The following is a 12802-nucleotide window of genomic DNA, read 5'->3' as shown; positions in this document are numbered from 1 at the left end:
GAAGAATGGAAATCAGCGACGAAAACTTCCGTGTATGGGCGGAACAGAACGAAGTCTATTTCGACGGCGTCTTCCGGCTGGCCGGACCGGACGCCTATGCACCGATCTATTCATTGATCTCCGGCCTGCTCCACGACGGACACAAACAGGTGACGTTCAACCTGACCGGTCTCGAGTTCCTCAATTCCTCCGGCATAAATCTCCTGGCCAAGTTGACCATCGAGGCCAGAAAGATGGGCGACCTGCTGCTCATCGTCAAAGGCACGCATCAATATCCCTGGCAAGCCAAATCCCTCCCGAACCTCAAGAAGCTGCACCCGCTTCTTGATTTGCGGTTGGCGTGATTTGGGGCGTCCGTGCTTCAAGGCATTCATGTCTCCACCCCTATTCCTGTGCTCGTCACAGAAATCCAGCCACGGCGCGTCCGCGCCGTGAATGAACCAAATCGCGCGGAAAAAGTCTTTCACGCCCAAGGACTTGGGCGCACGGGATTCCTGTGACAAGCACAGGAATGAGGGAGCACGGCTGGCGTCCACGCGCCCAATCCTCCGCTCACATGGTGTAGCACACACCCTGTTCCTGCTCGCCCCTCCCGCATCGACTCCACCAGATTGGCCGCGATGATGGCCGCCGGCACGTCGGCGGTCAGAACCGACTCTGCGCCGTGAATAGATGTTTGTGCCCGCCCTCCCTCCGTCGTGCTTGGCCTTGAGCCGAGCATCCACCGCATCGTGGCGTGGGTCCTCGGCTCAAGGCCGAGGAAGACGGAGAGTGGGCTGGTTTTCCAGCCAAACTTGGGGGCTTACAAGCCGCTGGGTCTCGGCTGTTTCATCGGGCCGGCACACCTTTCCACCCTCACCAAGTCAGCTAAGCCGGCGTTTCCTCTAAGACCATAGCCGTGGGCCGGGACCAGACCTCAGTCCGATGTGCAGAATGCGATCGCGGTTTAATCTTTCACAACTGCTTACGTCGTGAAACTGCACGGCGCCTATTGATCTGATCCGGAGGAAAACGATGCGGATAGCAACCTTAGCGTCTCTGGCTGTGCTCTCGCTGGCTCTTGCCGCAGGCCCGGTCACGATTGCCGGTATTGATATGGCCGCGCTAGCGAAGGACGGCGGCAATGGTGGTGGCAACGGCGGCGGTAACGGCGGCGGCAATGGCGGCGGTCATGGAAGCAGCGGCAGCCACGGCAGCGACAACCAGGGCAGAGGTTCAGCCAATAGCGGCTCCAAATCGACAGGCTTGAAAGGCAAATCGTCGGAAGCGGAAGGCAAGTCCAAGTCGGCAAAAACAGACAGGGTCATAAAAGAGAAAAACCTTTCGGCGCAGCTTGCGGGCCTGAACTCCTTGAAGCGGAATTACAGGGCGTTGATGCATACCTCGGACCCACGCATGACGGCCATCTCGGCCTATGCCGTGGCTTATGCCCAGTATGAAATCGACAACGGAATCGAGCCCACAGCCACCGATCCTCTGCTTGGGGACGCGGCGCTGGAGGATGCATTGGCTTCCGCAACGAAATCCGGTCAGGTGAGCCCGGCGGTCCTGGCTGAAGCGAAGACCATTCTGGGCGTGGGCGATGCGGACGGTAAGATCGATCAAATCCGCACCTCGCTGGAAAACGCCGCGCCGGCGACGTCAGACGAATAGCCACCAGTGGGTTGCGTGAGGTGCGCAGCTAATCGGTTATGTTGCGCACCAGACTATGAGAGCATTTCCGTCTTTGTTTGAGTAACGGAATGCTCTCTTTTTTGAGCAAATTCGGGGCGCGAACGTGCTCTGAGAGATCGGCAGGGATGCCCCTCATCCACCTGCCGACACCGATCGGAGTCGAGCCACCGGCCTCGATTCCGGTCGGATTAGGGTAACGGGCAGCGACCTGACGCACCGTTCGGTGCACAGGCGGGGTGGCGCCTCAAGCCGCCTTGCTCGACGGAGACTTCCGCTACGACGATTGTCGTATCGCGGCCATAGGCGCGGAAAAACTGGCGGGCCTGGCTGAACCTGCTGCGCGGCGATCGCCACCTGAAAACCTCGCGATAGTCTTCCCTGAACCGTAAGCGCTGTCTCGCTCCCACCTTGAAGCTTCTGCCGTTTCGAAGCCTGCCGTCGTGAAGGTGCGACGGCGCTTCGCCGCAACATAGGGCGTTCCGACAAGGTCGATCAGCGCTATTTTCGGGGCCGCATTGATGCCCACCACTTGTTCGAGATGCCGTTCAGATGATCACGAAGCCTGTCTTCGACATGCTCAGGGCTCCAAACAGCAGCGCATTCTAGGCAGTCCGCCTCTTCAAAGCTGAGCGGAGAGTCGGCATTCGCGATGGCATCATACGCTGAAATTCTGCCCGAAATCCGGTCCTGCTTGAAAAACACCGCGCCGTCCAACGCGGACACCGTGGGTGGATCAACCTTTCCAACGATGGGCCATCGCCCGGACTTCGCAGCGCTGTCCATCACCCATAGCTTGAAGAGAACCGCTCGATCTCGCACGTCTTGAACCGGCTCTTCACGTTCGGTAACACCGTCGAGGAAAGCGAACAGCGGATGTGTTAGGGCGACGGCGTGAAATTGCTTTCCGTTTCCAATGTCGATCCTAACGATATCGCCTCGCTTCTGCTTTCTGCCTCTGACCATCGCGCCCTCGCTGTTCCAGCGGCACGTTTAGCCGGTCCCGAGAAGTCCGCAAAGGGCCGACGAAAGCCTTTGGCACATCCAGCGACGCGGGCACGATGCTGAGTGAGCCAGGTTCGCATGTCCGCAATCAACGAAGCTGATCGTTCCTGCCGCCCGGCGAAGCGAGCTTCTGGGGAAAGATCAACGTAACTCAGCCTCAATGCGATAGAGTTCGCCGATTTGCTTCATGCCTTCCTCTGCAATCGGCGCTTTGCCAATACGAGTGATCTCGACCAGCTTGCGCCCAACAATAGGCTAGCCGGATGTCAGGGCCGACGCGGTCGGGTGCGATCAGCCGACTATATCCGGCATACCCATCGACCTGGAGGACCCGTGCCCCGGTTCTCGATCCCGGTTTCTCGCAAGACGAAGACTGGATACTTCTGGGCGCTGGCGCGGGATGATCGCCCTTGGGGCGGCAGCGGTCCGCCAGGCGTCGCGTGCCCCCACCCGGTGTCGCTTTTACCTATGCTCCCGGCCGTGGCGGGCAGCATGCCGAGCGGATATTGCAAGGGTTCACGGGCGAGGAGCGGCCGCGTAGCCTAGGACCATAGCCGAGGCCGCGAACCCGACCTCAGCCCGATGTGCAATGCGCGACAGCAATCTATCTTTCATCAGGTTAAAATGGCATGCACATTGGGCGCCAAGACAGCCGCCGACCAAGATCTCACATGTCGCCAAGATTATCTGAAATCGCTTAAAGAGACCGGCCGAGAGTTCGCATCTCGGCAAACACGTGAAAGAATTGCTCTCTCATGCTGTCAAAGCTGGACGGTAAATCGTCACCGACCCTTGCCTCAAACTGATAGTCATCGGACGTATCCCTGGTGTGTCGCGTGAGCGAGCCCGAGATTTTCCTTCCACCGCTTTTGGCAGTGTAACTGCTTGACTGTTTATCGTCTGGGCTCGTGAAACGGTTCTTGATGAACTCACATTGAAGTCCGATGAGTGCTGCCGGCACGAATTTTCGTCCCAAGAAAATTGCGACCTCGCTTCCGGCGACGGTCTGAATGAGCACCTCGTTGCTGCTTGGATGGACAAATATCTTGTATTCGAGACGCGGGGGCAGTGCGTTCATAGGTTCCGCCCATGCTCCGTAAACGGAGCGTATCCGTTTAAGACGTCGCATCCGGGATTCCCGGTCGTAGCCTGGAATTTCGTGCTCGTAGAAGCCAGCATTGAAACGATGAACCGCCCTGGTGAACTCGATCCTATCGGCAAGGTCCGGGCTTCGCGTCTGCTGCCAACCATCGAACTTAAGATGGTTCGCGGCCGTACCTAGCGCGGACAACAAGATCTCCATTGCGCTTTCGAAGACCTTTATCTCAGGTTCCGAGAGACCGTTATAGTCGGGGCGCTCGACAGAGGCCGGCCGATATCGCAGCACCGGTTCGAACGGCTTTCGATGCCTTTCCAGCTCACTCAAGCGCTGCAACAGCCTGTAGCCTTCTTGCCTATCCATCGGCACCTCCGCCTTTTATAGAACCCTTCGGTCAAGCGGCCTTCTCAACCGCCGGCTCGCCCATCGCCTGCGGCTTGCCAAGCAGATAACCCTGCGCCTCGTCGCATTGTTCTTCCAAGAGCGTGTCGAGCTGCGCCTGGGTTTCCACGCCCTCCGCCAGCACCGGCACCTCAAGGCTGCGGCCAAGGGCCAGGATGGCGCGGACGATCGCCTTTGATTGCGGGCTGGTTTCGACCTCGGCCATGAAGCTCTTGTCGAGTTTGATCTTGTCGAACGGGAAGGAGCGCAGCGTTTCCAGTGAGGAATAGCCGGTGCCGAAGTCGTCGATGGCGATCGACACGCCGAGCGCCTTGATCTGCCGCATCGTCCGCAAGGCCTTATCCTTGTCGACGATGATCGAGCTTTCGGTGATCTCGATTTCGAGACGCCGCGGGTTCAGGCCGGTTTCCGCAAGGATCTCCGATATGACGGCGGCCATATCGGCATGGCCGAGCTGAATCGGCGAGAGGTTGACGGCGATCTTGTGGCTGTTGTTCCAGCTCGCCGCCTCGCGGCAGGCTTCCCTGAGAACCCATTCGCCGATCGGGAGGATCGCGCCGCATTCCTCGGCAAGGCCGATGAAATCCATGGGCGGGATGTTGCCGCGTTCATGATGGCGCCAGCGCAGCAGAACTTCGTAGCCGGTGATCTCGCCCGTCCGCACCGATTTTTGCACCTGATAGTGCAGATGCAGCTGGCTGCGGTCGATCGAGGCCCAGAGGTCCTTGGCGAGCGAACGGCGGCGGCGCGCATGCTCGTCCATGGCAGCCTCGTAGAAGCAGACCTTCTGCAGCAAGGATTGTTTGGCGCGGTACATGGCAAGGTCGGCATTGGCGAGAAGGCCGTCGACTCCGGCTGCATCGCTCGGATAAACCGCCACGCCGAGGCTGGCGCCCGTCTTGATCTCGAAGCCGTCGATCGTGACCGTCCCGGTGAGCGCGCCTTCCAGCCGTGCGATGAAATCGTGGAGCGCGCTCAGCTCATCGAAGCGCTTGGTCGCGGCGAACTCGTCTCCGCCGAACCGGGCGATGAACTCGCCCTCCTGCCGCGCTTCATCGAGACGCCGCGCCAGCTCGACAAGCACCTTGTCGCCGGTGCCGTGCCCGTGCTGGTCGTTGATCTCCTTGAACTTGTCGAGATCGATGCCGATGACGGCGACATTGCCCCTCACCCGGTCGGCGATCATCATTTCCTCGGAGACGCTCTCGCCGAACTGTAGCCGGTTCGGCAGGCCCGTCAGGCCGTCATGCTTGGCAAGGAAGGCAACCTGCTCCTCGGATTTCAGGCGATCGGTGATGTCTTCGAAGGTGACGACCCAGCCGCCATTGGGCAGCATGTTGACATTCTGCTGGATGGATATGCCGCTCGGATATCTGTGAACCGCGCTGCCGGCGCCTGATCTGATCAGCGCCATGTTCCTGGTATAATGCGCCTCGGCCCGCGCGGCCGCCTCGCCGGGATCCTCCGTATTGGCGGCATAGCCGATGTCGACGATCTCACGGTAGATCATGCCGGGACGCACCGATCCCTCGGGGAACCGGAAGATTTCCAGATAGCGTTTGTTGCAAAGCAGCAGGCGCTCGTCCCTGTCGAACATGCAGATGCCCTGCCCGATATTTTCGAGCGCGACGTCGAGATTGCGGGTGACCTCCTCGATCCGGTCGGCATCGTCCTTCTGCTTGCTGTTATCCTTGGTGATCTTGGCATAGCCGATCAGTTCGCCGGCCTCGTCATAGATCGGGTCGATGACGACATGAGCCCAGAAGGAGGAGCCGTCCTTGCGGTAACGCCATCCCTGGGCTTCGAACTTGCCTTCACTGCGGGCGGTTCGAAGCGCCCGCTGCGGCAGGCCTTTGCGGCGATCTTCCTCAGAATAGAACAGCGAGAAATCCTTGCCGACGATCTCGTCGGCGCTATAGCCCTTGGCACGCTGGGCGCCGGCATTCCAGTTGCTGACCTTGCCATCCGGATCGAGCATGTAGATCGCGTAGTCGGTCACTCCCTGCACCAGGAGCTTGAAGTTGCGCTCCGCCCCGGCCGTCTTGGCCTGCGAGCGCACGGCGAAGATCGCGGCCGCAAAACCCGCCGCCAGCAGCGAAAGGGTGACGGCTGCGATCGTCACCGCCATCAGCGCCGGCGAAAGAAGCATGGCGGGATTGAGCGCAGTGATCCCGGGAATGACCGTGATCCCCGCCATTGCGGTGAAATGCAGGGCAACGACACCAAATGTCAGGAGAACTGTCGGCGCCAGCTTACCCAAAGTCGACCGGCCGCTCCGGCCGGCAAATCGAAAGGCCGCGACCGAAAACGCCACGCCGAGAACGACTGAGGCCGTCACGAAGCCCGTATCCCACGAGATTTCACCGGGGAATTCGATCGCCAACATGCCGGCGAAATGCATAGACCAGATACCGACGCCGAAGAGCACGCCCGCCAGGACGTTCGCCACCCATCTGTCATAGGCGATCTTGGCGGCAACTGCCGCCGTGGTCGCCACGATCGCGACCAAGAGCGAGATCAGCGTCAATCCGGCATGATAACCGACGACGACGCCGGGGTCGTAGGCCAGCATGGCGATGAAATGCGTGGCCCAGATGCCGAAACCACCCGCCGCCCCCGCTGTCGCTAGCCACACCCACCGAACCGCGCCATCGGATAAGGTCGCCCGATGCAGCAGAACGAGCGCGCAATGGCTGGCGAGAAAGCAGATCAGACCCGCAAGCCCGACCAGCGTGAGATCATGCTGGTCGGTAACGCACGTCAGAACGGTAAACATGGAAGAGGCCCTCGATTTCAGAGGGCACGCTAATCAGCGGTCGCTTAAGGAAGGTTGAAATGGGCGGGCGACGAGTGCGGAAATGCCGGTGTTTGGGAGGGTTGGGCGTGGGGTTGTGAGATTAGGGTTTATCGCGGGTGTCTTGGTATGGTGAATGGATTTTCGACTGACGCGGAGGGCGAGGCCCCGCGAAATAGGACTTCCCCTGCCCCACCACGACCGGATGCAGGCAGATCCGATACGCGTCGATCAGGCCAAGTTCGGTCAGGCTGTGGGCGAGCCCCGGGCCGACGACTGAGACTAGATCTCCCCAATTTCACCCAAGCACGGTGGTAGCGGACTTGGATGAGGGAAATCTCAGGATGTCCATCTTGCTAAGAAATTTGTCGCTACTGGTTGGAATAACATTGGCGGTACCAGCCTTTGGCAATTGCTTAACCGCCAATGAGACCAAACAGGGCGTGCTGATGACCAGAGAGGCGCCTTTCTATTCCGTATTCTACAAGCCGAACGGCCCGGGTCTAACCGAACAACGGCTGGTGGAGCGCGACGGTTCGCTGCAGCCAGTCTCGGCTGTATATCTGCACCCCTTGCTCGTCGAAAAGAGAGTGAGTGCCAGCGGGACGCATGAGCTGAAATACGCGAATGCGATTGCGTTAGACGATCTACCCCAGAAGAAGAACTGGCAATCAGACACCACGCTTTTCATCAATGGCAAAAAATCCGTTTCGGGCACGACCTTCATGAGGTTCGACGGCTTGGGAGAGGAAACTATTGCATCTTGTTCCTACAAAGTCTGGGCCATCAACAGCCGTCTGGAACTGACGGAATTGCCTCCGATTATTTTCGAACAATACTATTCCCCCGAGCTTCATCTCGTTCTTCGTTCGGTGAGGCTGAACGCCTCCAACCAGCCATTGAGCGAGGTTCGATTTGATCGATTCCAAATCGGCTGGGGCAACTAGGGGAATGTCCACTCTGTCATCCCAGAAAGCCCGCTGGGCGTGACCTTGCCCCATTGGAATAATCCATTTTGAGGTCAGCTCTGGCCCATTGAGAGGACCAGGGAATGAAGCGCAATCGTTCACAGACGAACAGATCATCGCCGTTCTGAAGGAGCACAGTGAGCCTGCGAACGGCACGCCGGTCTCGGAGCTTTGCCGCAAGCAGGGCGTCAGTGATGCCAGCATCTATAAATGGATGGCAAAATTCGGCGGCATGGACGTATCCTAAGCCAAGCGGCTGAAGACGCTGGAAGACGAGAACACGCAGCGGAAACAATGCACTTTGGCACCAATTTGGCACCGCTTATGCCTAGCTCGACAACATGATACTGCAATACGATAGCGGAATAATCGCTTAAAACGTGGACTTCCCAAGAGCTTCGAAGCACGAGGGCTGCCGCAATAGCCTCAGCCTTCACGCCCCCTCATCGCCCATGAGTTGGTATCGTGATCGGGGTGCTGGTTGTTGCTCTCTTTGATCGCCGCAGCCCAGTCGGCGCCGTTGGTTTCGGTCGCGCCGGTATTTTCGATGCCGGTGATCGTATCGAACCATACCACCATGTTCTCGGTGCAGGTATTGGCATGCGGCGGGAAGAGGTTTGGGTCGTCGAGCGAACCGATCATCAGGTTGGTGCGGCCGTTTTCGAGGTGGTGGAAAAACAAGGGCGTGCCGCAATTGGCGCAGAAGCCGCGCTCGACAAGCTCCGAGCTCTTCCAAATGCCCGGCTTGCCGCGTGTCCAGGTGAGCACATCATCGGGCGCAGCAACGAGCGCGGCAAAGATGTTTCCCGAGGCTTTCTGGCACATGCGGCAATGGCAGAGATGCGAATTGTCGAACATCGCGGTTGCGTGGTAGCGCACGGCACCGCACTGGCAGCCGCCGCTGAGCTGCATCTCGATGCGTTTCATTTTTCTCCTCCTTCAAGAGGTGGGTTGGGCTTCATCTCTTTTAGGTTGTCGTTTTTTGATCGTCCAGCCTGGCCGGAGATTGCAGTTCGGCGAATGCAAGAAGCAGCGTTGGAGGGTGCTTCGAGGCTCCGCCCTTTCGGGCTACACGCCTCAGCACGAGGAGCCTTGGAGAGTACCGCAACCTCTCTCCGACCTCATCCTGAGGTGCCCGCAGGGCCCTCGAAGGACGGGGCGGGTGTGACGGAGCTAGAGATTTCTCTCTCGAAGCGCATCGACGATGACGGAGAAGGCCGGGAGGTTCTGCCGACGGCTTGGGTAGTAGAGATAATAGCCGGCGAATTTGGGGGTCCAGTCTTCGAGGAAGAGTTGGAGACGCCCTTCCGCGATATGCGTTTCGATATAGCTTTCCGGAACGAAGGCGATGCCGTAGCCTTGAAGGGCTGCGGCGACCATTTCGCGATCGGTGTTGAAGGTGAACTGGCCCTCCACCCTCACCCGGACCTCCTCGTCGTTCTTTTCGAATTCCCAGGCGTACAGTCCGCCCACCCGGTCGAGACGCCTGTTGATGCAGTTGTGATGCATGAGCTCCTGCGGTGTCGTCGGCACCGCTCTTGTCTTGAAATAGTCAGGGGAAGCGATGGCCACCAGCCGCCAGTCCGGCCCGATCCGCACCGCGACCATGTCCTTCTCCAGGCTCTCGCCAAGACGCACGCCCGCATCGAAGCCATCCTCGACGATGTTGCGGAAGCTGTTGTCGACGCTGAGTTCCAGTTTGATATCCGGATATTCCCCAAGGACGGGGGCGAGCTTCGGCCAGACCACGCTTTCCATCGCGTGGTTCGAAAGGGTGATCTTGACGGTGCCGGCCGGTTTGTCGCGATAGGCCATCAATGCCGCGATATCCGCCTCGATTTCGGAAATGCGCGGTGCAAGCGATTGCCGGAGACGCTCGCCGGCCTCTGTCGTCGCCACGCTCCGCGTCGTGCGGGTGAGAAGCCGCAACCCCATGCGCGCTTCGAGTTCCTTCACGGCGTAGCTCAGCGTCGATTGCGCGACCCCCAGTTTCGCCGCGGCCCTGGTGAAGCTGCGTTCCTCCGCCACCGCCAGGAAGAGCAGCAGTTCATTGAAATTCTCGCGGGCCACGGCGATATCTCCAGTCATTCCGATCCGACGCCATTAATAGCCGATTTCGATAAGTCCATGCAAATTGCAACGGCTAATCGGAGTTATCGAATGGTGCTATCCATCTCCCAAAGAATGAGACGGGCATTCCGCCCGGACAGGAGATGACCATGCTCGGCACCGTCCTTCGCGCCCCCGGCGATATCCGCTGCGAGGAAGTCGCGGAACCGAAAATCGAGAAACCCACCGACGCGATCATCAAGCTGTCGGCGTCCTGTGTCTGCGGCTCCGACCTCTGGCCCTATCGAGGCCTTCAACCGGTGAATGCCCCGCAGCACATGGGTCACGAATATTGCGGCGTGGTCGTCGAGGTCGGCAGCGAGGTCAGGACCGTCCGGCCCGGCCAGTTCGTGGTCGGCTCGTTCTGCCTGTCCGACAACACCTGCCCGCATTGCCGCTATGGCTTCCAGTCGTCATGCGAACATCGCGAATTCATGTCGGGCGCGCAGGCTCCCTATGCCCGGATCGCTATGGCCGACGGCACACTGGTCGCAACCGACACCATGCCGTCCGACGACCTGATCCCGAGCTTGCTCGCGGCTTCGGATGTCCTTGGCACTGGCTGGTATGCGGCCGATGCCGCGCGGGTCACGCCGGGATGCACGGCGGTCGTGGTCGGCGACGGCGCGGTCGGCCTGATGGGCGTGCTCGCGGCCAAACAGCTTGGCGCCGGCCGCATCATTGCGATGAGCCGCCACAAGCAGCGCCAGGAACTGGCGCTCGAATATGGGGCGACCGACATCATCACCGAGCGCGGCGACGCGGGTGTCGCCAGGGTCAAGGAATTGACTGACGGAGTCGGCGCGGAACTCGGTGCTGGAATGCGTCGGCACTGAGGAGTCGATGATGCAGGCGATCAATGCCTGCCGCCCCGGCGGTTCGATCGGCTATGTCGGCGTTCCCCATGGCGTCAGTCTCGACGGACAGATGCTTTTCTTCGCACAGAAGAACCTGTTGGGCGGCCCTGCCCCGGTTCGCCGCTTCCTGCCGCACCTGATCGATCTCATCCTGTCGCGCAAGATCAACCCCGGAAGGGTCTTCGACCTCGAAGTGCCGCTCGCCGATGTCGCCCAAGGCTACAAGGCAATGGACGAGCGCTCGGCGATCAAGACGCTTCTGCGAATGTGACGTCCGGTTTCCGGATCACCCCCCGAAACTTAGCCGTCCGAGATTTCGAAATCGACGACGCTGGCATGGCTTGTCGGCGCGACCCTGGTCGCCGGAACGGCGACGCGCAGCCGTCGCCCGGCGCCATGAACAACCCCGCTTAGAAGGGACAGCCCGATGGACATCAATTACGACATGAAAATCGAAGCCAAGACGACGCCGTGGAGTGCGGTCATCTGCATGATGCTGACCTCCTTCGTGCTCGTCGCGTCGGAATTCATGCCGGTAAGCCTGCTGACCCCGATCGCCGACGAACTGGCGAGCACCGCCGGCCAGGCAGGTCAGGCGATCTCGATCTCCGGTTTCTTCGCCGTCATCACCGCCTTGTTCAGCAACGTGTTGTTTGCGCGTTTCGACCGACGACTGGTGATCCTCTGCTACACCGTCGTGCTCCTGGCGTCGGGCCTGGCGGTCACCTTTGCCCCCAATTACCTCATATTCATGGTCGGCCGCGCGCTCATCGGCGTGTCGATCGGCGGCTACTGGTCCTTGGCGACGGCGATCATCGCCCGCATCGCCTCCGGTCCCGACGTGCCGAAGGCGCTGGCCATGCTGCAAGGCGGAAGCGCGCTCGCCGCAGTGATCGCCGCACCGCTTGGAAGCTTCCTCGGCAGCCTTGTCGGATGGCGCGGCGCCTTCTTCATCGTCGTGCCGATCGGCATTATCGCCTTCATCTGGCAAGCCATCGCCCTGCCCCGGATGCCGGGTGGCCAAAGCGGATCGCTCGGCAGGACCTTCAGCCTGATGGGCAACCGCACTTTCGCCCTCGGCATGACGGCGATGATCCTGTTCTTCATGGGGCAATTCGCGCTCTCGACCTATCTCAGGCCGTTTCTCGAAGACATCACCCATCTCGGCGTGAACACGCTCTCGCTGGTGCTCCTCGGAATCGGCCTTGCCGGCCTCGCCGGAACCTCGCTGATCCCCTCCATGCTGCGCTCTCACATGGCCCACGTGCTCATCGGGTTTCCGGCGGTGCTGGTGACCGTGGCCCTGGCGCTCGTCGGCCTTGGCCCCTTCGCCTTCGCGACGGCCGGCTTGCTGCTTTTCTGGGGCTTGCTGACGACGCCGGTGCCGGCGGCATGGACGACCTGGATGACCCGGACAGTCCCGCACCATCTGGAGGAAGCCGGCGCCTGGTTTGTCGCCCTCATTCAGTTTGCGATCACTTCAGGGGCATTCGCCGGCGGTCTGTTGTTCGATCATGTCGGCTGGTGGAGCCCGTTTGTGTTGAGTGCGGTGACCATGCTGGGTTCGGCGGTGACTGCGGTTGGGGTGACGCGGGGGTTGAGACGTTAGGCGGTGGCCGCCTGAAACACGGCGTCGCCGTATATTGGTTGGACTTATGTAAGCGCCGGCGTGCCGTGTGCCCACCTCATCCGACCCTGCGGGCCACCTTCTCCCCGCTGGGGAGAAGAGGGAGCAAGGCGCGCCGACATTGTCCAACGAACCCGATTCTTCTGAGGCACTCCATTAAATGGAGTCCAGGCGAAGCGGGATTCTCCCCTCTTCTCCCCAGCGGGGAGAAGGTGGCCCGCAGGGTCGGATCAGGGGGCCACACGGCACACCCTCCATTATCACCGTTCT

The 12802-nt window shown here is 60.3% G+C and carries 9 protein-coding genes and 5 pseudogenes; 7 read left to right on the top strand and 7 right to left on the bottom strand.

From position 1 onward, the window contains the following. Positions 1-5: 5 nt before the first annotated feature. Complete coding sequence (locus MF410_RS05240; RefSeq protein WP_003593689.1) at positions 6-344, top strand: hypothetical protein; 339 nt, start codon at positions 6-8, stop codon at positions 342-344. Between the two features lie 670 nt (positions 345-1014). Further along, a complete protein-coding gene (locus tag MF410_RS05235) occupies positions 1015-1653 on the top strand; it encodes a hypothetical protein (RefSeq protein ID WP_097626002.1) in 639 nt (212 codons plus the stop codon). 519 nt (positions 1654-2172) lie between these two features. Here the strand turns inward: MF410_RS05235 and MF410_RS05230 are convergent. Then, the gene (locus MF410_RS05230; RefSeq protein WP_097626003.1) at positions 2173-2637 is read right to left on the bottom strand and encodes an Imm26 family immunity protein; all 465 of its coding nucleotides are present in this window, start codon (positions 2635-2637) and stop codon (positions 2173-2175) included. 77 nt (positions 2638-2714) lie between these two features. Next, positions 2715-3007, bottom strand: a pseudogene (locus MF410_RS05225) (transposase); the annotation flags it as partial. Here MF410_RS05225 and MF410_RS05220 point away from each other — a divergent pair. Then, a pseudogene (locus MF410_RS05220) lies at positions 3006-3200 on the top strand (transposase); the annotation flags it as partial. The pseudogenes MF410_RS05225 and MF410_RS05220 sit on opposite strands and share 2 nt — an antisense overlap. Before the next feature lie 173 nt (positions 3201-3373). On the opposite strand, the gene MF410_RS05215 reads toward MF410_RS05220, so the two are convergent. The 3 genes and pseudogenes from MF410_RS05215 to MF410_RS05205 form a co-directional block, all read right to left on the bottom strand. Next, positions 3374-4138, bottom strand: coding sequence for a hypothetical protein (locus tag MF410_RS05215; RefSeq protein WP_097626004.1), 765 nt, complete (start codon positions 4136-4138; stop codon positions 3374-3376). Between the two features lie 31 nt (positions 4139-4169). Next, entirely contained in the window at positions 4170-6953 is a 2784-nt protein-coding gene (locus tag MF410_RS05210; protein WP_131711347.1) for an EAL domain-containing protein, read from the bottom strand. Between the two features lie 172 nt (positions 6954-7125). Further along, positions 7126-7254 (bottom strand): annotated as a pseudogene (locus MF410_RS05205) (dihydrofolate reductase family protein); the annotation flags it as partial. Positions 7255-7315: 61 nt separating this feature from the next. Here MF410_RS05205 and MF410_RS05200 point away from each other — a divergent pair. Further along, the gene (locus tag MF410_RS05200) at positions 7316-7918 is read left to right on the top strand and encodes a hypothetical protein (RefSeq protein WP_097626006.1); all 603 of its coding nucleotides are present in this window, start codon (positions 7316-7318) and stop codon (positions 7916-7918) included. Between the two features lie 88 nt (positions 7919-8006). After that, a pseudogene (locus tag MF410_RS05195) lies at positions 8007-8183 on the top strand (transposase); the annotation flags it as partial. A gap of 182 nt (positions 8184-8365) precedes the next feature. Here the strand turns inward: MF410_RS05195 and MF410_RS05190 are convergent. Together MF410_RS05190 and MF410_RS05185 are read right to left on the bottom strand one after the other, a co-directional pair. Continuing rightward, entirely contained in the window at positions 8366-8866 is a 501-nt protein-coding gene (locus MF410_RS05190) for a GFA family protein (protein WP_097626007.1), read from the bottom strand. 246 nt (positions 8867-9112) lie between these two features. Beyond that, positions 9113-10009: a LysR family transcriptional regulator gene (locus MF410_RS05185; protein WP_097626008.1), complete on the bottom strand. Its 897-nt coding sequence runs from the start codon at positions 10007-10009 to the stop codon at positions 9113-9115. Positions 10010-10158: 149 nt separating this feature from the next. Here MF410_RS05185 and MF410_RS05180 point away from each other — a divergent pair. Together MF410_RS05180 and MF410_RS05175 are read left to right on the top strand one after the other, a co-directional pair. Continuing rightward, positions 10159-11176: pseudogene (locus MF410_RS05180) on the top strand (zinc-dependent alcohol dehydrogenase family protein). A gap of 156 nt (positions 11177-11332) precedes the next feature. Beyond that, positions 11333-12514 carry an MFS transporter gene (locus tag MF410_RS05175; protein WP_097626010.1) on the top strand — a complete coding sequence of 394 codons (1182 nt, stop codon included), beginning with the start codon at positions 11333-11335 and terminating at the stop codon, positions 12512-12514. Positions 12515-12802: the final 288 nt, after the last annotated feature.

Origin of the sequence: Rhizobium sp. C104 (assembly GCF_022354505.1) — a bacterium.
GTDB lineage: Bacteria > Pseudomonadota > Alphaproteobacteria > Rhizobiales > Rhizobiaceae > Rhizobium > Rhizobium redzepovicii.
The sequence above is the reverse complement of the archived record's forward strand: the minus strand, read 5'-3'. Positions and strand labels throughout refer to the sequence as shown.

Excerpts from the sequence above, each read along its gene's own strand:
- MF410_RS05240 (WP_003593689.1), top strand. The coding sequence starts at position 6 with ATGGAAATCAGCGACGAAAACTTCCGTGTATGGGCGGAACAGAACGAA.
- MF410_RS05235 (WP_097626002.1), top strand. The coding sequence starts at position 1,015 with ATGCGGATAGCAACCTTAGCGTCTCTGGCTGTGCTCTCGCTGGCTCTT.
- MF410_RS05230 (WP_097626003.1), bottom strand. The coding sequence starts at position 2,637 with ATGGTCAGAGGCAGAAAGCAGAAGCGAGGCGATATCGTTAGGATCGAC.
- MF410_RS05215 (WP_097626004.1), bottom strand. The coding sequence starts at position 4,138 with ATGGATAGGCAAGAAGGCTACAGGCTGTTGCAGCGCTTGAGTGAGCTG.
- MF410_RS05210 (WP_131711347.1), bottom strand. The coding sequence starts at position 6,953 with ATGTTTACCGTTCTGACGTGCGTTACCGACCAGCATGATCTCACGCTG.
- MF410_RS05200 (WP_097626006.1), top strand. The coding sequence starts at position 7,316 with ATGTCCATCTTGCTAAGAAATTTGTCGCTACTGGTTGGAATAACATTG.
- MF410_RS05190 (WP_097626007.1), bottom strand. The coding sequence starts at position 8,866 with ATGAAACGCATCGAGATGCAGCTCAGCGGCGGCTGCCAGTGCGGTGCC.
- MF410_RS05175 (WP_097626010.1), top strand. The coding sequence starts at position 11,333 with ATGGACATCAATTACGACATGAAAATCGAAGCCAAGACGACGCCGTGG.